This window comes from Demequina lutea (assembly GCF_013409005.1).
GTDB lineage: Bacteria > Actinomycetota > Actinomycetes > Actinomycetales > Demequinaceae > Demequina > Demequina lutea.
The window spans coordinates 2,560,309-2,581,243 of the sequence record NZ_JACBZO010000001.1; the positions used below are offsets into that span (position 1 = coordinate 2,560,309).

20 protein-coding genes are annotated in these 20,935 nt (G+C 66.6%); 4 read left to right on the forward strand and 16 right to left on the reverse strand.

All coding sequences use genetic code 11. The features are described from left to right. Window positions 1-2: 2 nt before the first annotated feature. The 12 genes from nuoK to BKA03_RS12390 are packed head-to-tail and all read right to left on the reverse strand — an operon-like array spanning window position 3 to window position 12,037. Complete coding sequence (nuoK, locus tag BKA03_RS12335; protein ID WP_062074203.1) at window positions 3-302, reverse strand: NADH-quinone oxidoreductase subunit NuoK; 300 nt, start codon at window positions 300-302, stop codon at window positions 3-5. Further along, entirely contained in the window at window positions 299-1,048 is a 750-nt protein-coding gene (locus tag BKA03_RS12340) for an NADH-quinone oxidoreductase subunit J (protein ID WP_062074204.1), read from the reverse strand. Before BKA03_RS12340 ends, nuoK begins: the two co-directional genes overlap by 4 nt. Next, complete coding sequence (nuoI, locus tag BKA03_RS12345) at window positions 1,048-1,797, reverse strand: NADH-quinone oxidoreductase subunit NuoI (RefSeq protein ID WP_083971136.1); 750 nt, start codon at window positions 1,795-1,797, stop codon at window positions 1,048-1,050. Before nuoI ends, BKA03_RS12340 begins: the two co-directional genes overlap by 1 nt. Further along, window positions 1,790-3,163 (reverse strand): NADH-quinone oxidoreductase subunit NuoH, encoded by a 1,374-nt coding sequence (gene nuoH / locus BKA03_RS12350; RefSeq protein ID WP_062074205.1) that lies wholly within the window; start codon window positions 3,161-3,163, stop codon window positions 1,790-1,792. Before nuoH ends, nuoI begins: the two co-directional genes overlap by 8 nt. Beyond that, window positions 3,160-5,667 carry an NADH-quinone oxidoreductase subunit G gene (locus BKA03_RS12355; protein WP_062074206.1) on the reverse strand — a complete coding sequence of 836 codons (2,508 nt, stop codon included), beginning with the start codon at window positions 5,665-5,667 and terminating at the stop codon, window positions 3,160-3,162. The genes nuoH and BKA03_RS12355 overlap by 4 nt, the downstream gene beginning before the upstream one ends. Beyond that, window positions 5,664-7,037 (reverse strand): NADH-quinone oxidoreductase subunit NuoF, encoded by a 1,374-nt coding sequence (gene nuoF / locus BKA03_RS12360; protein ID WP_062074207.1) that lies wholly within the window; start codon window positions 7,035-7,037, stop codon window positions 5,664-5,666. Before nuoF ends, BKA03_RS12355 begins: the two co-directional genes overlap by 4 nt. Continuing rightward, the gene (gene nuoE / locus BKA03_RS12365) at window positions 7,034-7,741 is read right to left on the reverse strand and encodes an NADH-quinone oxidoreductase subunit NuoE (protein ID WP_083971138.1); all 708 of its coding nucleotides are present in this window, start codon (window positions 7,739-7,741) and stop codon (window positions 7,034-7,036) included. Before nuoE ends, nuoF begins: the two co-directional genes overlap by 4 nt. Then, window positions 7,738-9,090 carry an NADH-quinone oxidoreductase subunit D gene (locus BKA03_RS12370; protein ID WP_062074208.1) on the reverse strand — a complete coding sequence of 451 codons (1,353 nt, stop codon included), beginning with the start codon at window positions 9,088-9,090 and terminating at the stop codon, window positions 7,738-7,740. Before BKA03_RS12370 ends, nuoE begins: the two co-directional genes overlap by 4 nt. Before the next feature lie 9 nt (window positions 9,091-9,099). After that, window positions 9,100-9,807: an NADH-quinone oxidoreductase subunit C gene (locus BKA03_RS12375; protein WP_083971140.1), complete on the reverse strand. Its 708-nt coding sequence runs from the start codon at window positions 9,805-9,807 to the stop codon at window positions 9,100-9,102. Further along, on the reverse strand, window positions 9,804-10,355 hold the full coding sequence (locus BKA03_RS12380) for an NADH-quinone oxidoreductase subunit B (RefSeq protein WP_062074209.1): 552 nt from the start codon (window positions 10,353-10,355) through the stop codon (window positions 9,804-9,806). The genes BKA03_RS12375 and BKA03_RS12380 overlap by 4 nt, the downstream gene beginning before the upstream one ends. A 7-nt stretch (window positions 10,356-10,362) precedes the next feature. Continuing rightward, a complete protein-coding gene (locus tag BKA03_RS12385; protein ID WP_083971142.1) occupies window positions 10,363-10,722 on the reverse strand; it encodes an NADH-quinone oxidoreductase subunit A in 360 nt (119 codons plus the stop codon). A gap of 19 nt (window positions 10,723-10,741) precedes the next feature. Beyond that, the gene (locus BKA03_RS12390) at window positions 10,742-12,037 is read right to left on the reverse strand and encodes a geranylgeranyl reductase family protein (RefSeq protein ID WP_308477979.1); all 1,296 of its coding nucleotides are present in this window, start codon (window positions 12,035-12,037) and stop codon (window positions 10,742-10,744) included. 85 nt (window positions 12,038-12,122) lie between these two features. Here BKA03_RS12390 and BKA03_RS12395 point away from each other — a divergent pair, with 85 nt between their 5' ends. Continuing rightward, on the forward strand, window positions 12,123-13,388 hold the full coding sequence (locus BKA03_RS12395; protein WP_062074211.1) for an isochorismate synthase: 1,266 nt from the start codon (window positions 12,123-12,125) through the stop codon (window positions 13,386-13,388). Here BKA03_RS12395 and BKA03_RS12400 read toward each other — a convergent pair. The 3 genes from BKA03_RS12400 to BKA03_RS12410 form a co-directional block, all read right to left on the reverse strand. Further along, window positions 13,385-14,161, reverse strand: a complete 777-nt coding sequence (locus BKA03_RS12400; RefSeq protein ID WP_062074212.1) for a PDZ domain-containing protein — start codon at window positions 14,159-14,161, stop codon at window positions 13,385-13,387. The two genes, BKA03_RS12395 and BKA03_RS12400, sit on opposite strands and share 4 nt — an antisense overlap. 122 nt (window positions 14,162-14,283) lie before the next feature. Then, window positions 14,284-15,951: a 2-succinyl-5-enolpyruvyl-6-hydroxy-3-cyclohexene-1-carboxylic-acid synthase gene (gene menD / locus BKA03_RS12405; protein WP_062074213.1), complete on the reverse strand. Its 1,668-nt coding sequence runs from the start codon at window positions 15,949-15,951 to the stop codon at window positions 14,284-14,286. Next, on the reverse strand, window positions 15,948-16,859 hold the full coding sequence (locus BKA03_RS12410) for an o-succinylbenzoate synthase (protein ID WP_062074214.1): 912 nt from the start codon (window positions 16,857-16,859) through the stop codon (window positions 15,948-15,950). Before BKA03_RS12410 ends, menD begins: the two co-directional genes overlap by 4 nt. Window positions 16,860-16,914: 55 nt before the next feature. On the opposite strand from BKA03_RS12410, the gene BKA03_RS12415 reads away from it, so the two are divergent. Next, on the forward strand, window positions 16,915-17,856 hold the full coding sequence (locus BKA03_RS12415) for a 1,4-dihydroxy-2-naphthoyl-CoA synthase (RefSeq protein ID WP_062074215.1): 942 nt from the start codon (window positions 16,915-16,917) through the stop codon (window positions 17,854-17,856). 55 nt (window positions 17,857-17,911) lie between these two features. Here the strand turns inward: BKA03_RS12415 and BKA03_RS12420 are convergent, their stop codons facing one another. Then, on the reverse strand, window positions 17,912-18,976 hold the full coding sequence (locus BKA03_RS12420) for a DUF3048 domain-containing protein (protein WP_083971148.1): 1,065 nt from the start codon (window positions 18,974-18,976) through the stop codon (window positions 17,912-17,914). 33 nt (window positions 18,977-19,009) lie between these two features. Between BKA03_RS12420 and BKA03_RS12425 the strand changes: the two genes are divergently transcribed. Together BKA03_RS12425 and BKA03_RS12430 are read left to right on the forward strand one after the other, a co-directional pair. Beyond that, window positions 19,010-20,053, forward strand: a complete 1,044-nt coding sequence (locus BKA03_RS12425; RefSeq protein ID WP_062074217.1) for an AMP-binding enzyme — start codon at window positions 19,010-19,012, stop codon at window positions 20,051-20,053. Then, window positions 20,053-20,925: a 1,4-dihydroxy-2-naphthoate polyprenyltransferase gene (locus BKA03_RS12430; RefSeq protein WP_062074218.1), complete on the forward strand. Its 873-nt coding sequence runs from the start codon at window positions 20,053-20,055 to the stop codon at window positions 20,923-20,925. The genes BKA03_RS12425 and BKA03_RS12430 overlap by 1 nt, the downstream gene beginning before the upstream one ends. Window positions 20,926-20,935: the final 10 nt, after the last annotated feature.

Below are 20,935 nucleotides of genomic sequence, written 5' to 3' on the forward strand. Positions count from 1 at the left end.
GTCTAACCCTTCAGCTCTGTGGGCTCGTCAAGCGAGATGGTCTGCCTCGATCGGAACACCGTGATGATAATCGCAAGGCCCACCACGACTTCCGCGGCGGCGACCACCATGACGAAGAACGCCATGACCTGGCCCTCCAGGTATCCCTGCATCCGCGAGAACGAGACGAGGGTGAGGTTAGCGGCGTTGAGCATGAGCTCCACGCCCATGAAGGCGATGATCGCGTTGCGCCGCAGCAACACGGCCGCGGCACCAATCGCGAAGAGCACCGATGCGAGATACACGAAATTGATGGGGCTCACGCGTCACCCTCCTTGGCGCCCAATTCGCGCCTCCTGGATCGGTTCTCGTCCTTGAACTCGAGGCCGTCGTTGGTCTGGTGACGGATCTTGAGCACACGCGAAACCGATTCTTCGATGGGCTTGCCCTCTGGATCGAGCGCGGGAGCGTCAAGCGCATTGTGACGCGCGTAGTAACCGGGGAAGGTCTTGTTGACCGGGTTGGCTCCGGCGGCGACGCGCTCCGCCTGCAGCTCGCTTTGAGTGCGACGCGGGAAGAGCCGTGGCACGTGGGTGAGCACGAGCGCTCCCACCGCGGCGGTGATGAGCAGGAAGCCCAGGGTCTCGACGACAAGCACGTAATTCCCAAAGAGCAACGGCGCGACCTGCGCGGGTCCGCCGTCTTGCATGTTCGTGAAGACCCCAAACTTCACGCGGGAAACCGCCGAGATCAGCAACGTCGCCACCCCGATCGCAAGCGCGATCGCGATCCAGCGCTGCCCGGCGATGGTCTCCTTGAGGCTCTCGCGCTGATCGACACCGACGAGCATGAGGACGAAGAGGAAGAGCATCATGACGGCGCCCGTGTACACCACGATCTGGACGACGCCGAGGAAGGGTGCGCCAAGCGCGACGTACGAGATCGCAAGGCCCACCATGACGAGAATGACCGCCATCGCGACGTAAACGGCCTTACGGGCGAACAGCAACGAGAGTGCGGGGAGGACCGTGATGATGGCGATGAACCAGAAGAGAATCGGCGAGATCATCAGATACCAACCCTGCCCTGCGTGGTGTGGGCCAAAGCAGCCGTCGGTGTCACCGTATCCTGCGCCGTGGGCACCGTGCGCGGCACATGTTCCTCGGCGACGAGGCTGTTTTCGGGAAGCGTCGCATCATCGGGACGATGGGCGCGCACCCAGGCCTGCTGCTCCGAGGTCGGCGCCTTGACCGAGCCCATGTAGTAGTCGGTGTCCGTCGTGCCCTCGACCATGGGGTGAGGAGCGGCGAGCATCCGGCCCTCCATCGGCGCGAGCAGGTCCTGCTTCTCGTAGATGAGTCCCTCGCGGGTGGGGCCCGCGAGCTCGAACTCATTTGTCATCGTGAGCGCCCGCGTGGGGCACGCCTCGATGCACAGTCCGCAGAAGATGCAGCGCAAGTAGTTGATCTGGTAGACGCGGCCGTAGCGCTCGCCGGGGCTGAACTGGGCGTCGATCGTGTTGGAATCCGCCTCGACCAGGATCGCGTCGGCTGGGCACGCCCACGCACACAACTCGCAACCGATGCACTTCTCCAGGCCGTCGGCGTAGCGGTTGAGTTGGTGCCTGCCGTGGTACTTGGGTTGGATGTTTGCGGGCGTCGTCGGGTACTGCTCCGTGACGGTGGGCCTAAAGAAGTTGCGCAGGGTCACGCCGAAGCCCGCAACGGGCATGAGCGCGCCGACGATCCCGCCCGGGTTGGGCAAGTTGGAGACGTACTCCTCCTGCTCGTCGGCGACGTTCCACTCGTGGTCAGTCATCCTGAGCCTCCTTCGTGGTGTCGGGAGTCGGAACATGCATGGTCGCCGCTTCGACAGTGCGGCCAGCGCGGGGCGAGCGTGGAAGCTTCTGACCCGGCAACGGCGGCACGGGGTAGCCGCCCGCGAAGGCGTCGAACTCCTGGTCCTCCAGCTCCTCGTGGAGAGCCTCGGCCGCCTTGAGACGCTTCTCGCGTCTGTACTCGATCACCGAAGAAAATACGAGCCACGCCAAGATGAGCGCTATCGCGGGCGCAAGCCACGTGAATCGGCTTGTGGAGTAGTGGAAGTGCGGCAGGAGCACCATTCCCGCGCTCCACAGCACGATCCAGCCAAGGCCGACGGGAATCAGCACCTTCCATCCGAAGCGCATGAACTGTTCGTAGCGGAAGCGCAAGAGGGAGCCGCGGATCCACACGAACACGAACATGAGGAACCAGATCTTGGCGATGAGCCACAGCGGCGGGAAGATGCCGTTCGAGAGCATCTCGTAGCCTGGCCAGCTCTCGGCCCACAGGGGGCGCCAGCCGCCCAGGAACAGCGTGGACGCAATCGCCGACACGTTGATCATGTTCATGTATTCGGCCAGGAAGAACCACGCGAACTTCATGGACGAGTACTCGGTCATGAATCCCGCGACGAGCTCGCCCTCGGCCTCGGGGAGGTCGAACGGGAGGCGGTTAGTCTCGCCCACCATCGAGATGACGAAGAGCACGAAAGCGGGAAGGAGGGGCAGAACCCACCACACGTTGTGTTGGGCGTTGACGATGTCGGTAAGCGACATCGACCCGGCGAACATGAACACCGTCACGAGCGACAGGCCCATGGCGAGCTCGTAAGAGATGACCTGCGCCGTAGACCGAACCGCGCCCATGAGCGGGTAGGTCGAGCCAGACGCCCAACCACCAAGCACGATGCCGTAGACGCCAATCGCGGAACACGCGAGCACGTACAGCATCGCCACCGGGAAGTCCGTGAGCTGGAGAGGCGTGACCTCCATCGTGAACGGGATGCGCGTGGCGGGCCCGAACGGGATGACCGCGAAGGTGAGAAGCGCCGCGAACACGGAAATCATGGGCGCCAGGATGTAGAGCAGCTTCTCCGAGGCGCGGACGGTGATGTCCTCCTTGAACAGCAGCTTCATCGCGTCCATGACCGACTGCAACAGGCCGAACGGGCCGTGCCTATTTGGCCCGGGGCGCTCCTGGAGGCGACCGATGACGCGACGCTCGAACCACACCGCGAACAGCACGGAAGTGAGCAGGAAGACCAGGATCAGGACGGCCTTGATGATGACAATCCAGATCGAGTCGCCCGCAAGCGAGTAATCGTGGGTGTTGGCACCCTTCGCGAGAGCGAGCAGGCTCATGCGGACACTCCCTTCACCACAACGGTGTCTCCCGCATTGGCGCCGAGCTGTTCGGCTACCCGCGAATTTGGCGACTTCATCGGCACCCACACCACGCCATCGGTCATACCCTCGGTGACCACGACGGGCAGATCCAGCGACGCCCTGCGGTTTCCGGTGATCGACACGACGCCGCTCAGCGCAAACTTCTTTGCGGTAGAGGGCGACACCCTTGCGACCGCGATCCTGCCGGTTCCCGCGAGGTGAGGCTCACCGTGTTGCAGCGATCCCTCGTCAACGAGTTGATGCCACGTCGCCAGCACGAGCGCGTCCGAGGCGGTTGCCTTGGCCTTCGGCGCGGCCACCTTGGGCGCCGCGGGGCGTTCCTCGGCGGCCACGGCGGGGAAGGACGCGAGTTCGGCGTTCACCGACTCGATGGTCCCCGTACCAAGGTCGACGCCCATCTCACGGGCGAGGAGATCCAGGACACGGTGATCGGACATTGCGTCGGTGGGAATCGCCGTGGCGAAGGCGCGCAAGCGACCCTCCCAGTTGACGAACGTTCCGGACTTCTCCGAAGGAGGGGCGACGGGCAGGACAACGTCGGCGCCATCGGTCACTGACGTGCGACGCACCTCGAGACTCACCGTGAACTTCGCCGTCTTGATGGCCGCGAGAAGGTTCGCGTCAAGATCTGAGTGGTCCACGCCGCCAATGACGAGCGCATCGATGCTCTTGATGGCCGCCGCGGCGATGATGCCGTCCGCGTCTCGACCCTTGCCGTGCGGCAACTCGACGCCCCACACGGCCTCGATCTTCTTGCGCGCGGCGGCCGATGCGGCGTCGCGGCCGCCCGGCAGGAGGCCGGGAAGCGCGCCCGCCTCGAGTGCGCCACGTTCTCCGGCCCTGCGTGGAATCCACGCGACCTTGGCCTTCGAGCGTCGGGCCAGATCGGCGACGGCCGTGAAGCCACCCTCGACTCCGGCAAGGCGCTCTCCCACGACGATCACGGCGCCTGGTTCCTTGAGCGCCTTGAAGGAGTCCTTCGCGGCCTTGAGCGAATCCAGAACTGCGGCCTCGCGTCCGGGCACGGTCGGAAGGAGGGTTGCGTCGAGCTTTTCGGCTCCGCGGGATAGGTACGGGGCGACCGTGAAGACGCGCTGCTTGCCGAGCGACTTGCGCAGACGCAAGAACACGACACCGCCCTCGTCCTCTGGCTCGAAGCCGACGAGCAACACGGCGGGCGCCTTCTCCAACTCGGCGAAGGTCACGCCGATGCCGCTGCCCGCAACGTTCGCGCCAAGGAACGCCTGCTCTTCGTCGGATGCCACACGAGTGCGGGCGTCGACGTCGTGAGTGCCAAGCACCACGCGAGCGAACTTTTGGTACGCGTAGGCGTCCTCCATCGTGACGCGACCGCCTGGAAGGACTCCGACCCCCTTGGCCTTCTTGTCCTCCACCGTTCCGGTCTTGCCCGCGGCGGCCTTGAGGCCCGCAGCCGCCGCCTCGAGGGCCTCCGGCCACGACACCTCGACGAGCTCGCCGTCCTTGCGGACGAGGGGCCCGGTCAGGCGGTCGGGCTGGTTCTGCCACGCGAAGGCGAAACGGTCCTTGTCGGTAATCCAGTACTCGTTGACCACGGCGTCGTTGTCAGCAAGCCTGCGCAGGATCTTGCCGCGACGGTGGTCCGTGCGGATGGCGCTGCCCGACGAATCGTGCTCGGAAATGCCGGGGCTCGACACCAAGTCGAAGGGGCGCGAACGGAAGCGGTATGCCGCGCTCGTGAGCGCACCCACGGGGCAGATCTGCACGGTGTTGCCCGAGTAGTACGAACTGAAGGCGTTGCCTGACTCGTCCTCGGCGGCGACGCCGATAGGTCCGTAGCCGCCAAAGCCAAGCACGTCTTCGTTGAACGTGCCGATCTGCTGCATTGCGCCGCGGTTCTGCAAATCGATGAACGCGTCGCCCGCGATCTCCTTGGAGAAGCGAGTGCAACGCTGACACATGACGCACCGCTCGCGGTCGAGCAGTATCTCGCTGCTCAGCGCGAGCGGCTTCTCGAAGACGCGCTTGGTGTCGACGAACCGCGACTCGCCATAGCCGTTGCTCATCGCCTGGTTTTGCAGGGGGCATTCGCCGCCCTTGTCGCACACCGGGCAGTCGAGGGGGTGGTTGATGAGCAAGAGCTCCATCACGCCCTTTTGGGCACGCTCGGCCTCTTCGGACGTCTGCTGCGTGTGGACGACCATGCCCTCGGTCACCGACATGGTGCACGACGGCTGGGGCTTGGGGAAGGCGCGCAGCTTGCCCTCGGGACCGGCGGGGCTGGCCACATCGACGAGGCACTGCCTGCAGGCACCGACCGGCTTGAGCGCCGGGTGGTCGCAGAAGCGCGGGATCTCAATCCCCACCTGCTCTGCGGCGCGAATGATCAGCGTGCCCTTTTCGACCTTGGTCTCGATGCCGTCGATCGTGACGGTGACCAGGTCGGTCTTCACGGGCGTCTTGTCCGCAGTGGTGGTCATGCGTGGGCCTCCTCTGCGTCTGTCAAAGGATCTGTGCCTGTCAAAGGATCAGCGCCTGTCAATGAATCAGCGGACGTCGAGTATTCGAAGAGGGCGGACTTGGCGTGGTCGAACGGGCAACCGGCCTCGTCGACGTGACGCTCGAATTCCTCGCGGAACAGCTTCACCGACGAGACGACCGGCGACGTCGCTCCGTCACCGAGCGCACAGAAGGCGCGTCCGGCGATCGAGTCGCACGTGGCGAGCAACTGGTCGATGTCGGCCATCGTGCCGTGTCCTGCCTCGAGCCTACGCAGGATCAGTTCGAGCCAATAGGTGCCCTCGCGGCACGGGGTGCATTTGCCGCATGACTCGTGCTTGTAGAACTCGGTCCAGCGCTCGACGGCGCGGACAACGCACGTGGTCTCGTCGAAGATTTGGAGCGCACGCGTGCCGAGCATCGAGCCCGCGGCGCCGACGCTCTCGTAGTCAAGCGGGGTGTCAAGTTGATCCTGGGTAAACATCGGGGTGGATGAGCCGCCTGGAGTCCAAAACTTGAGTTCGTGGCCATCGCGCATTCCGCCCGCCATCTCGAGCAACTCGCGCAGCGTGATCCCAAGCGGGGCCTCGTACTGGCCCGGGCGCTTGACGTGTCCCGAGAGAGAGAAGAAGCCCATGCCCTTGCTCTTCTCGGTTCCCATCGACGTAAACCAGTCGACACCCTTGTCGATGATCGAGGGCACCGATGCGATCGTTTCGACGTTGTTCACGACGGTGGGGCGCGCGTAGAGACCCTCGACGGCGGGAAACGGCGGCTTCAGGCGAGGCTGACCGCGTCGGCCCTCAAGCGAATCGAGGAGGGCGGTCTCCTCGCCAACAATGTAGGCGCCCGCACCAGCATGGACGGTGATATCGAGGCAGAAATCGGTGCCCTGGATGTTCTGGCCCAGCCAGCCGGCGTCGTACGCCTCCTGAACGGCCTTCATGACGCGTCGCAACACGTGGATCACCTCGCCGCGCACGTAGATGAACGCGTGCTCGCAACCGACCGCGAACGACGTAATAATCATCCCCTCGATAACCGTGTGAGGAGCGTTGAGCAAGGTGGGCATGTCCTTGCACGTGCCCGGCTCGGACTCATCGGCGTTGACCACCAGGTAGCGGGGGCCGCCGTCGGGGGCAGGAAGGAATCCCCACTTCATCCCGGTGGGGAAGCCCGCGCCCCCGCGCCCGCGCAGCCCAGAGTCCTTGATGGCCTGAATGATGTCGCCCGGGGGCATCGCCATCGCCTTGGTTGCGCCCTTATAGCCGCCATTGGCGACATAGGTGTCGAGGTTCCACGAGCGCTCGAGGCCCCATGTGGCGCTGAGTACCGGGGTCAGGTCGGTCACTTCTTGCCCCTTCCCGTCACGGTTTTCACCAGGGAGACCACGGCGGCCGCGACGCCATGGGGGGATTCGCCCTCACCCTTGGCGTACTCGACGCCGGCGAGCGTCGCCACGCCCGCACCTTGGTCCTCGTCGGCCCTGCCATCGGTGAAGCCCGCGAGGACTCTCGAGACTTCCTTGAAAGAAGCGACGGTGTCGGCGCCGCGACTGGGCTTGACTTCCTTGCCTGCCAGGATGTCGTCGACCAACGTCAGCGCCTTCTCAGGCGTCATGTTGTCGAAGAACTCCCAGTTGACCATCATCACCGGCGCGTAGTCGCAAGCGGCGTTGCACTCGAGGCGCTCGAGCGTGATGGTGCCGTCCTCGTTCGTCTCGTCGTGACCGATGCCGATTCGCTCGCTCACCTGGCGCCAGATCTCGTCGCCGCCCATCACCGCGCACAGCGTGTTGGTGCAGACGCCCACCTGGTACTCGCCGTTGGGCCGGCGCTTGTACTGGGTGTAGAACGTCGCGACCGCACTGATTTCCGCGGTTGTGAGCCCGAGCCGGTCGGCGCAGAACTGAATCCCATCAGGGCTCACGTAGCCGTCGACCGACTGCACGAGGTGCAGCATCGGCAGCAGGCCCGAACGCTTCACGGGGTAGCGGGCCATGATGGCCGTCGTTTCCTTCGCCAGCTTGGCTGACGTCGCTTCGTCGTACGTCATCGGTCGACGCCTCCCAGGACCATGTCGATGGTGGCGATGGCGACCACGACGTCGGCCACTTGGCCGCCCTCCGTGAGCATGGACAACGCCTGCAGATTGTTGAAACCGGGATCACGGAAGTGCGATCTCCACGGCCTGGTGCCCCCATCGGAGACCACGTGACATCCGAGTGTCCCCTTGGGGTTCTCGACGGCCACATACGCCTGCCCAGCGGGCACGGGGAAGCCCTCGGTCACGAGCTTGAAGTGGTGAATGAGGGCCTCCATCGACTCGCCCATGATGTGGCGAATGTGCTCGAACGAGTTGCCCTGACCATCGCTGCCGATGGAGAGCTGAGCGGGCCAGGCGATCTTCTTGTCGGCCACCATGATCGGCTCGCCCATGCTCGCCTCGAGGCGGTCGGCGCACTGCTCGACGATCTTGAGCGACTCGTAGCACTCCTCAAGACGAAGCACGACGCGGCTGTAGGCGTCTGCATCCGTCGAGGTGGGCACCTGGAAGTCGTACGTCTCGTAGCCCGCGTAGGGCTCGGACTTGCGGAGGTCATAGGGGACGCCGACCGAGCGCAGGATCGGGCCCGTGACGCCGAGCGCCATGCATCCGGCGAGGTCGAGGACCGCGACGCCCTGCATGCGGCCCTTGAAGATCGGGTTCTCGAGCTGGAGGTACGCGAGCTCGTCGAGGCGGGCCTTGACCTTGGGGATCATGGCGCGAATCATCTCGACCGAGTCGTCGGGCGCATCGGTCGCCACGCCACCCGGGCGGATGTACCCGTTGTTGGTGCGCAGGCCGGTGATGTGCTCGATGACCTTCAGGGTCTCCTCACGGCCGACGAAACTCGTGGTCATGAGCGTGGTCGCGCCCATCTCGTTTCCACCGCTGCCGATGGCAACCAGGTGTGAACCGATCCGGGTCAGTTCCATCATGAGCACCCGCAACACGTTCGCGCGGTCGGGGATGTCGTCGGTGATGCCAAGCAACTTTTCGACGCCCAGGCAATACACGGCCTCGTTAAACATTGCCGCAACGTAGTCCATGCGGGTGCAGAACGTGACGCCCTGCGTCCACGTCCTGAACTCCATGTTCTTCTCGATGCCCGTGTGCAGGTAGCCGATGCCGGCACGCAACTCGGTGACACGCTCACCCTCGACCTCGAGCATGATGCGTAGCACGCCGTGCGTCGACGGGTGTTGGGGGCCCATGTTGAACACGAGGCGCTGTCCGCCCAGGCGAGCGGCCTCCTCGGCCACCTCCGACCAGTCGCCGCCGTAGACCGTGAACTCGGGTGCGGTGCCGTCGTCGTCGCCCAGACCAGAGGTGGCGTGGGGTGCGGTGTCTTCCGTCGTCATGTCCGCCTCCTACCTGTACTGCCGACGCTCGTCGGGGCTGGGAATCTCCGCGCCCTTGTATTCGATAGGAATGCCGCCCAGCGGGTAGTCCTTGCGCTGCGGGTGTCCTACCCAGTCGTCCGGCATCTCGATGCGGGCAAGGCCCGGGTGGCCGTCGAAGATGATGCCGAAGAAGTCCCACGTCTCGCGCTCGTGCCAGTTGTTGGCCGGGTACACCGAGGTGATCGAAGGAATGTGCGGATCTGCGTCGCTCACGGAGACCTCGATGCACAGTCGCCGGTTGTGCGTGATCGACTGGATCGGGTAGACCGCGTGGAGCTCGCGCCCTGCGTCGGCCGGGTAGTGGACGCCGCTCACGCCCAGACAGAACTCGAAACGCAGGTCCTGGTCGTCGCGCAAGTGCTTGCAGACCTCGACGATGTGCTCGCGGGCGATGTGCAACGTGAGTTGATCGCGGTCAACGACGACGACCTCGATGGCGGCCTCGGCGTTGTCTCCGAGGAGCTCCTCGAGAACGTCGACCACCTGGTCGAACCAGCTCCCGTAGGGGCGCTGCGCCGCGGCGGGTGAGTACACGAAGCGAGTGAGGCCGTCATAACCAGACGTATCGCCTCTCGCCCCAAACGCACCCTTGCGCACGTTGATGAGGGTGCGCCCCTCGGGCCGTACCGCATCGAGCTCAGCGCCCGTTGTCGACAACTCTTTCGCGTCGCTCACCTGAGCAGACCCTTCATGTCGGAGGTGGGGGTGGCCGCCAGTGCCGCTGCTTCCGCGGCCGCGGCGATCTCCTTGCGGTGGCGAAGCATCGGCTTCTCCCTCGCAAGCTCCTGCACCTTGAGCAGTGCGTGAATCAGCATCTCGGGGCGCGGAGGGCAGCCGGGCAAGTAGATATCCACGGGAACGACGTGGTCGACGCCCTGGACGATCGCATAGTTGTTGAACATGCCTCCCGATGAGGCGCACACGCCCATGGCGAGAACCCACTTCGGCTCTGCCATCTGGTCGTACACCTGGCGGAGGATCGGCGCCATCTTCTGCGACACGCGACCGGCGACGATCATGATGTCGGCCTGACGCGGGGAGCCGCGGAAGACCTCCATGCCGAACCGGGCAATGTCGAAGCGGGGCGTGCCGGTGCCCATCATCTCGATGGCACAGCAGGCCAATCCAAAAGTGGCGGGCCACATCGAACCGGCGCGGGCCCAGCCCGCGAAGTCCTCGAGCTTGCCAACGATGAAGGGTGGTGTGGGGGCAGAGTCGGTCATGTAAGCGTCACTCCCAATCGAATCCGCCGCGGCGCCATTCGTAGATGAACGGAATGGTGATGAGGGCAAGGAAGGTCATGACCGCGATGAAACCAAACAGCGCGAGAGAACCGTAGGCGACCGCCCACGGATACAGGAACACCACCTCGATATCGAAGATGATGAACGTCATGGCCACGAGGTAGTACTTGATGGGCACTCGACCGCCGCCGGCAGCCTCAGGCGTAGGCATGAGTCCGGACTCATAACGGTCAAGCTTGGCGGAGTTGTAGCGCTTGGGGCCGAGGAAGGCGCTCGCCACGAGGCCAACGACGGCCAACGCGCCAGCGATGACGATCATGACGATGATCGGCACATAGGGGTTCACGTTCGTGTCCTTCCCATCGCTATGCCGCCGGCGCGACTTTGGTCAACGCCGCAAGCAGTTTGTCGGACCAGTTGCCGCCGCGCGGCTCGTAGACATCTGCCAGCAGTCTAGAGACAAATTCCATGATGAGCGGACGAGGCAATCCGTATCGCGTACACAGTTTCATCACCGTTGGGCGTTCGATCAGGGCGGCAAAGACCCGCCCCAAGGAGTAGTAGCCGCCCAGATCGTCCTTCATCATTCTGGCGTAGGACGCGAGCGCTCGTTCTTGATCCGTGGCGCCGGTGGCGCCGCGCCAGGCGACGGCAGCCTCGGTGGCCCTGCGTGCCGCCTGCATGGCGTAGGCGATGCCCTCACCGTTGAACGGATTGACCATCCCGCCGCTGTCACCCACCAACATCATCCCTGGCACATAGTGCGGCTGGCGGTTGAACGCCATGGGGATTGCGGCGCCCTTGATCTCGCCAACCTGGGCGCCGAAGTTCCAGTCCTTGGCCGAGTGATCGAGCCAGTCCTTGAGCAGCGCCTTGTGGTCGAGCTTGGGTGGCGTGCCCCTGGCACTAAGCGTGCCGAGACCCACGTTTGCCGTGCCGTCGCCGAGCGGAAAAATCCAGCCATAGCCGGGGAGCAACTTCGAGTTTCCGCGTTCCCCATCCCAGATTTCGAGGTGGCCCTCCATCCACTCCTCGGCATGCCGATCGGTCTCAAAGTAGGTGCGCACGGCCACGCCCATGGGGCGGTTCTTCTTACGTTCGATGCCGAGGCCAAGGGCGATCCTGGCACTCACGCCATCGGCCGCGATCACCAAGGGTGCGCGATATTCGACGGGCTCGCCAATCTTGCGGCCCTTCTCATCGGTCTGGCGCGCGGTCACGCCGACGACCCTGCCGCCACCGTTGAAGCCAACGCGACTCTCGTCGCGCAACGCCGCGTCGACGTGCCAGCCCTCGCGGATGTCCGCACCGGCGGCGCGAGCATGGTTGGCCAGGCGGTGGTCGAATTGCGCGCGCGGCAGGCTCAGTCCGTACTGGGGGAACGAGTCGAGGTCATGCCAAGGAAACTCGAGGCGGTGACCGCCACCGACCATGCGCAGTCCCTGGTTGGGGATCCAGCCCTCGTCACGAGGCGTGGGCAGGCCAATGAGCTGAAGCTCCTTGACCGCACGCGGGGTGAGCCCGTCGCCGCACACCTTCTCGCGCGGATAGTGGGCCTTTTCCAGGGCGATAACATCGAAGCCCTCTGTCGCGAGGTAGCGGGCCGCCGCGGCCCCACCGGGGCCAGCTCCCACGACGATGACGTCGGCTTCGGTCTTCACGCCCTCCACCCTAAGCGGAGTGGGACGGTGGTCCTGTCGGGGTCGATGTTTCCGAGCATGGTTTCCGCTCGCCTACGCTGTCTGGGTGAGCATCGATGCGGCCGCCCCTGGCCCCCTAACGGTCCACACGGTCGAGGTACCCGACCCTGGAGACCTTCTCGCCGCACTTCCGGAGCAAGGAATCTCTTGGGTGCGACGCGGCGATGGGATGGTCGCGTGGGGTGAGGTGGCGAGGCGCAATACCGTGGGCGCGGAGCGCATGGACGAGGCGTTGCTGTGGTGGCGCCGGATCACTCGCCACGCGGAGGTTCGCGACGAGGTAAGGGCCCGAGGCACCGGTCTTGTCGCGTTCGGTTCCTTCTCATTTGCCGACGACTCGCCCCGCGGCGGAACGCTCATCATCCCTCGCTACGTCCTTGGTCGCGTGGATGGAAAGAGCTTCTTCACCGTGGTGGGCGACGCCTCCACCCCTCCCACGAGCCTCGCAGACGCCCTTGTCGGGGCCACCCCAGTTGCGCCCCTGCCCCCTGTCACGGTCGACCGTGGTGACGAGCCTCGCTGGACCTCCGCCGTGGCTGCGGCGGTCGCGCGCATCGGCGCCGAAGAGGTCGACAAGGTGGTTCTCGCCCGCGCCGTGGAGGCGCGCGCGGACGGCCCCGTGGACGTGCGCTCGGTACTCGCCAACCTCGCCGCCGACTACGACACGTGCTGGACGTTCCACGTGGACGGGATGGTCGGCGCCACCCCGGAACTGCTGGCTCGCGTCGACCACGGGCTGGTGACGTCACGGGTTCTCGCGGGCACGATCCGCATTACCGGCGACGACATGGGCGACCTCGCCCGCGCCGCCCAGCTCGCGCGCTCGTCCAAGGACCGCGAGGAACATTCGTATGCGGTGCACTCGGTCACCCAGGTGCTCGCCGCGCATTGCGCATCCGTCAACGTGCCCGACGAACCCAGCGTGCTGCACTTGCCCAACGTGATGCATCTTGCGACGGACATCACGGGTGCCCTGTCGACGCCGGTCGGTGTGCTCGACCTGGTGCGCGAACTCCACCCGTCGGCGGCCGTGTGCGGCACACCGACGCTGGCCGCGGCGCGGGTGATCGATGAACTCGAGGGCCTGGATCGCGCCCGCTACGCGGGCCCCGTTGGCTGGGTCGACGCCGCGGGCGAGGGAGAGTGGTGCATCGCCTTGCGGTCCGCAGAGATGTCCCGCGACGACCCGTCAAAGCTCAGGCTCTTCGCGGGCTGCGGAATAGTCGCGGCCTCCGACCCCGCCTCTGAATGGGCGGAATCGGAGGCCAAACTCGAGCCGATGCGAGGGGCCCTAAGGGCGAGCTTGAACTAGGCGCCGACGGCGGCGGTCTTGGAACCGTTCGCGTGCGACCTCGCGGGCGCCTCGTCGAGCGAACCGAGGGTCACCGTGAGCGTCCTTGACGCGCCGTCACGGTCAACGACCACCTGGATCTTGTCTCCGGGGGCATGGCTTGCGACGATCTCGCGCGCTTGCCACCAGTCGGTGACCGTCTGGCCGTCGATGGACGTCACGACGTCCCCTGCGGCGATCCCCGCGGTGGCGGCTGGGCCGTCGGCAGCGACGGATCGGACCAATACGCCGTCTTTCTTCTCGAAGTGCGCCAAACGTGCGCCTGCCCAGGCCACGTCTGCCGGGGCTGGCGGCGCCGGGCGGTCCCCTTGGGCGCCGAGCGTGATCACTACCGTCTCTTGAGCGCTGTTGTGATCGACGACGACGGTGATTTCGTCACCGGCCTTGGCTGCAGAGAGAGCCTCTCGCAACGCTCCGCGGTGGTCGACGGCGACGCCGTCGACGCTCTTCACGACGTCTCCCTCAACGAGTCCCGCAGTGTCTGCGGGGCTTCCATCCACCACTCGCGCCACGGTTGCTCCGTCCTTGGTGGGAACCAATCGGGCACCGACGTAGGGTCCGTCCGGCTTGGGGCCGGGGCGGGCGCCCTGGCCGGCCGCGGTCGCGGTCGTGGGCGTGGAGGCGTTCGGGGTTTCCGCGGCCATTGCAGTGGGGGCGGCGGCGAGTGCAATGGCTCCGGCGGCGAGAACTCCGGCGCCGAGCGCCAGCCCCCGGCCGCGTCGTGAGTGGATCATGGTGTCCTCCTGGGGTTGATCGGGTATTCCGATCTCACCCCGTGGACCTTGGAGGCTCCTTCGCGAAGCCTGTGAAAGCCCTGAGACTGCAGACGCGTTGGGACTGCGTCCGCCCCTGCTGCCTAGACGAGCGCCTCGACCACTTCGATGCCATCGATCGGCTTGGACAGAATCTCCGCGAGCGCCCCGCGGGACGATGCGTGCACGTGGCGCGCGCCGTAGGCCATGGCGAGAGCACTGAAGTCGACCCCATGCGGCGTTATGAAGACGCGGCGCATCACCTCGGCCGGGGCGTGCGCGTGTTCGAGGTTGGTGAAGATCGTGCCGCCACCGTCGTTGACGACGACGAAGCGGACGTTGGGTCTGCGCTCCTCCGGGCCGATGAGGAGGCCCCCCACGTCATGAAGGAACGTCACGTCGCCGAGCAAGACACTCACCGGCTGGCCGAGCCCAAGCGCGAGCCCCATGGCTGTCGATGTGGTGCCGTCGATCCCCGCAAGCCCCCTGTTCGCCACGAGAGTGGGCACCTGATCGACGGGCCACGCGGGAGCGACCGCGTCGACCATGCGAATGGGGCCGGAGGCCCCGAGCATCGCGACGTCGGTCGCACTCAAAGACTGGACAAACGCGCGCGCGACCGCGCTCGCATCCCATGAGTCGTCGCTCGCGGAGTCATCGCTCTTGATGACCTCTTCGCACGCCGAACGCCACGACGCGAGCCACGCCGTGTCGACCTTGCCGGGAGCGAGCCATTCGTCAGGCACGACGGGCAGGACTCTCTCCGCGTGCCGGGGCGCCTCGCGCCAGCGGGCACCATGAGCGGCGACGAAGAGCATGGGGGCATTGTCGATGAGACGCTGCACAGGCCGCGACAGCGTCGGTCGCCCGATGACGACCACTTGGTTGACCTTTGCCGCGAGTTCCTGACCCTCGTGTGTGGTGAGCATCGCGACGTAACGACACAACGCGTTGTCTCCGGAACGCGCGCCCGAGGTCGGCTCGGCGAGCAGGGGCCAGCCGTGCGCCTCGGCGACCTTGCGTGCCACATCACCGGCGCCGTCGCCCGCGATGACGATGCCTCGCTCCGCGCTGGGCAAACCGCGAGACGTCAGCGTGATTCCGCGCAGCCGCGAGCGCGTGCGGTCGAGCAGAGTCGCCTTCTCGGGGTCGACGAGGGGCCACGGGCCCGCATCGGGGCCGAGGGGGTCGCGGAACTCCACGTTGAGGTGCACGGGCCCCGGCGCCGAGGCCATGTCCTCGCGATCAGGAACCCCAAGCGCCCAGTGGACGGCACGCGCGGCGATCAAGGTGGCCCTGCCAGACCTTCCGTTCTTTTCGGGCGTTGTGGCCTCGGCCTCCCACCGCACGAACTGGCCGAAGATTCCCTCTTGGTCGGTGGTCTGATTTGCGCCGATTCCGCGGAGCTCGCTGGGACGGTCGGCGGTGAGCAGGATGAGCGGAATTCCCGAGTGGTGTGCCTCCATCACTGCGGGCAGGAGGTTGCCGACGGCAGTTCCCGACGTGGTGACGAGCGCGACGGGCCGGGGCTTGCCGTCGAGGGCCCTCGCCCTGGCGATGCCGAGAGCGAGGAACGCGGCCGAGCGCTCGTCGATGCGCACGTGGAGGTTGACGTGCGGCGCGCCGACCGGGGGCGTCTCCGCCGAGGCCTCGGCGAGCGCGTGAGCGAGCGGTCCCGAGCGAGATCCGGGGCACAGGACGAAGTCCCCCACTCCGTGTGCGGAAAGCGCGGCCACGAGTTCTCGGGCGAAGGCCGCCGCCGGGTGGATCATGCCGTCACTCTAAGCGGAATGGGAGCGAGCCGCCCCGCCACGGGCGCAAGCGTGTGCGCGACGGTGTCGGTGGCCAGCAGGGTGCCCGTTCCCAGTCCGTGGGCAAAGGGCTGTTCCGACAGCGCGAGAGCGGCCGCGAGCGCCGTGGCGAGTCCCACCGAGGACTCCATTGCCGACGAGACGACGACGGGCAATCCATAGCGCTCGACCATCTCGACGACCGCTCGCGCGCCGCCAAGAGGCGAGGGCTTGAGTACCAAGATGTCGGCGGCCTCGGCCCTCACGACGGCGTCGACGTCGCCCGTAAGCCGGATCGACTCGTCCGCGGCGATGCGCACGTCGACGCGCCTTCGCAATGCGGCCAGGTCACCGATGGACGCGCAAGGCTGCTCGACGTACTCGATCCCGTCGATGCCTCCCGCGCGGGCGGCGGACTCGAGGGCGGCGATGGAGGCAACGGCCGCCGAGAGCGGCCAGGCGCCGTTAACGTCAACCCTGATGTGGCCGCCGCTTCCTAGTGCCGCGGCGACCGCTTCAACCCTGGCGCAGTCCGCACGCAGCGTCGCGGCGGGGTCCGGGTCTCTCCCGCGAGGTCCGCCCACCTTGACCTTGGCGGTGCGACAGCCGTACGCCGACGCGAGTGCGGCGGCAGGTACCGGGTCGAGCTCGGGGATGATCGCGGCGCACTCGACATCGGACTGGAGCGGGGCGGGGAGCAAGCCATGCGCGGCCTCCATCGCGGCCGCCCACCAGCGTCCGCGCTGCTCGGGGCCGTAGTCCGCGAAGGGCGAGAACTCGCCCCAAGCATCGGCGCCATCGGGGCCGACGCCGCGGATGAGGACGCCCGAGCGTTCGGTGAGCCCGCGAAAGCGCGTCGTGAGTCTCACGCTGAACGGGCGAAACTCCATGGGGTCAGCGTACGGCCGCTCCCGACGCACGCCTGCCCCCGGCTACGCTCGGAACATGAGCGAGCTTCACTCTCCCGTCCCCGCGCAGGTCTCCGACCTCATGGACGCCACCCAGTGGCGGGCCATCGACGGCTTTGCAGACGACGATGTCACCTATCACCGCTGGGTCGAGCGGGGCGCGGATGGCGAGCGCGACCTACCTGCCGTGCGCATCGCGTTCAACCGTCCCGAGGTGCGCAACGCCTTCCGCCCCCAGACGGTCGACCAGCTCTATCGCGCCCTCGACCACGCCAGGATGACGGCCGACGTCGGCACCATCGTCCTCACGGGCAACGGGCCCGCGGCCGATGGGGTTCACGCCTTCTGTTCCGGCGGCGACCAGCGCATCAGGGGCCGCGACGGCTACCTGTACGAGGGCTCGGCCGCCGACGCCCCCGCTCACGGCGGGCGCCTGCACATCCTCGAGGTGCAGCGCCTCATGCGCACCAGCCCCAAGGTGATCGTCGCGGCCGTCAACGGCTGGGCTGCGGGCGGCGGGCACTCGCTCAACGTGGTGGCCGACCTCTCGATCGCGAGCCGCGAACACGCGCGCTTCAAGCAGACGGACGCCAACGTCGGCTCGTTCGACGCGGGCTACGGCTCGACGCTGCTCGCCCGCCAGGTGGGCGACAAGCGCGCCCGCGAGATCTTCTTCCTTGCCCGCGAGTACTCAGCCGACGACGCCGAGCGCTGGGGCGTCGTCAACGAGTCCGTTCCCCACGCACAACTCGAGGCCAGGGCCCTCGACTACGCGCGCATCGTCGCCGCCAAGTCGCCCCAGGCCATCCGCATGCTGAAGTTCGCCTTCAACCTCGCGGACGACGGCCTCGCGGGCCAGCAGGTTTTCGCTGGCGAGGCCACGCGCATGGCGTACATGACGGACGAGGCCCAAGAGGGGCGCGACGCATTTCTTGAACACCGGGCACCCGATTGGCGGGACTTCCCGTACGCGTTCTAAGGAACCCGCGTTCTAGGCCGCAACCGGTACAGATCAAGCCATTACGTGGCGCAGGTCAAGAGAAGTCGGCGCTACCGACCGCAATGCCGCCATTCGGGATAAGTTCCATCCACGTCTTGCCAGGAGCGAGCGTGACCGGCTTGCCGTCCGTCGTCGTCAGCACGTACGGGTCGGTGCGGCCCGCCTTGCTCCACAGGATCGGGATGTACTTTCCACCCGTCGCGAGAAATCCTGGGCTGTTGCTCACGATCATTTGCGACACGGGCAGTGTGTGACTGATGTTGATCTTCACAAACATCACGAGGACGTTGGTGGCTGCCAGTCGCGTGCCGTCGACCGTGACGTCAGGAGTGGTGAACTCGGAACGCAGGAACGTCGCCGACGCCGCGTCCCAGTCCCACTTCGGCTCGCCGTAGCCCGACATCTTGAGGGAGATGTGGGTGGTGGGCGTCCCTGTCGCCGCGGCCGTCGCCAACGAGGAGGGATGGGCAAAAGAGAACTGGGCGGGCGGCGCGACGAGACCCTGGGACTGAGCAAGGACGTCCGCGATCCTCACATGCAGGTTGTATGGCGCGTACCTGTCCTTCGTTCGGAAGAAGCCCGCGCCGCCAAGGTCCTGCGCAATGAGCTTTTGACCCGTGCTCTTGGCGTAGCTGATGACGTAGCTGTTGGCCCCAGAGAACACTAGGGGCCCGCCAAAGGAGCCGACGATGTTCGGGTCCATCTCCCGCATCGACCGCACGGGGCCCACCTCGTCGGGGTAGTCCGACTGGAAGACACCGATGAGGCGCGGGATCCCCGCCTCGACGTACTCCTCGATCACGAGGTCGGCGTACTCCAGGTTCTTTTGCGGCCGCGAGTGCCCGCCGGGGTCATTGGGAATCTTGATTGAGATCGCTGGCTGTGCTAACTGCGCCGCGGTGGCACCCGAGGCGTCGACTCCCGTGAACGGCCACGCGACTGCTGGGATCGGATCGGGGGGCGGGGTCGGCGCGGGCGATCGCGTCACGACCGGATCCGGCGTAAACGTCACCGCCGCCGGAGTGATCTGAACGGGCGCACACGCCGCAACTACCAACACGGCCACACCGACGACGACCGCCCCCACTCGAACTCGCATGGAGAAAGTGTAAGCGGCACTTAGGGTGGAACCATGGAATTTGCTCGTTTGATCGATGGGGCGGCGGATGCGGTGGCCGATGCCTTGGCCGGGCGCGCGCGGGGAATCGCTGTGTCCACCTCGGGTTCGACGGGAGAGCCTCTCGAGGTCTTGCTGACCGCCGACGCGCTGCGCGCCTCCGCGGCAGCGACGGCCGCGGAGTTGGGTTCCGCGGGACACTGGTTGCTCGCCTTGCCCACCGACAGAATTGCCGGCGCCATGGTCGTCGTGCGCGCGGCTCTTGCTGGTTCTGCCGTCACGGGGGTCGCCTCGGGCTCCTTCACTCCCGAGACCTTCGCGGCCGCGACGGACAGGCTTCCCCCAAACGCACCTCGCTTCGTGTCCCTCGTTCCCACCCAACTTCGACGCGTGCTCGCCTCCCCCATCGGCCGCGACGCCCTGTCCTCCTTCGACGCCGTGCTTGTGGGAGGCGCCGCCGCTGGCGCCGCCGATCTCCCCGGCAACGTGGTCCGCACGTACGGGCTCACGGAGACGGCCGGCGGATGCGTGTACAACGGCCACGCGATCGGGGACACCGCCGTGCGCCTCCACGCCGATGGCAGGGTGCTGATCGCCACCTCTTCACTCGCGGAGGAATACAGGCCCGCTCAGCCCCACGCGTGGGAGCAGTGGGACGGGCGCAGGTGGCTCGTCACGTCGGATCTTGGCGAGTGGACGGCCGACGGGCGACTGGCCATCCTTGGCCGCGTCGATGACGTCATCACGACGGGCGGCTTCAAGGTTCACCCGCGCACGGTGGAACAGGCGGTCGACGCGATGGACTGGGTCGCGGAGGTGGCGGTGGTTGGCGCCGAGAACCCCGAGTGGGGGCAGGTCGTGGTCGCGTTCGTCGTCCCCAAGGATCGCGGCGCGATCAAGCGCCTGTGGGAATTGCGAGGGGCCCTTGAGCCTTCTCTACCTAAGCACGCGTTGCCCACCGAACTCGTCGTCGTCGAATCACTCCCCCGACTGGCATCAGGCAAGGTCAACTATCCCGCGCTGCGCACCCTCGCGGCCGACTTCGAACGGAATGCCTGATGCCCACCTCTCGCGATTGGATTGATGGCGCGCGCCCGCGCACCCTGTGGACCTCGATTGCTCCCGTGCTCGTCGGCACGGCCGCGGCCGCCCAGCTCGGTTTGTTCAGTCCGGTGGCCGCGCTCCTGGCGCTCGTGGTCGGCCTCGCGTTGCAGATCGCATCCAACTACGCGAACGACTACGCCGACGGGGTACGCGGCACGGACATGAATCGCATCGGCCCGTCACGGCTCGTGGCTTCGGGGCGCGCGCGGCCGAGCGCGGTCAAGCGCGCGGCCATCATCGCCTCGGCCACCGGCGGCGTCGCGGGGGTCCTGCTGTGCCTCGTGAGCGGACAGTGGTGGCTGCTCATCGTTGGCGCGCTCGCCGTCGTCGCGGCCTGGGCGTACACCGCCACGGCCAACCCGTACGGCTACAAGGGCTGGGGCGAGCTCATGGTCTGGGTCTTCTTTGGCCCCGTCGCCACTCTTGGCACCATGGTGACCCAGGCGGGCACCGTGACCTGGTGGGCGATCGTCGCGGCCACCGGTGTGGGCCTCTACGCGGTGGCCCTCCTCATGGTGAACAACATCAGGGACAGGGATGGCGACGAGCTCGCAGGCAAGCGGACGCTCGCGGTGCGACTCGGCAACCGGAACACGCGCAGGCTCTTCGTAGGCGTGGTGATCTTTCCCATCATCGGCGCGCTCGTCATTGGGCTCGCATTGCCGTGGGCGCTTCTCGCCGCGCTGGTGACGCTGCCCGCCGTGTTGGTAGCGGTGACCGTGTCTTTGGGCGCGTCGGGCATTGCGCTCAAGCCCGTGTTCATTGGGTTGGGCGGCATCGGCATGGCGTACGCGCTGCTGTTGGCGTTTGGCATCGCGGTTTCATAATCGCGGTCTC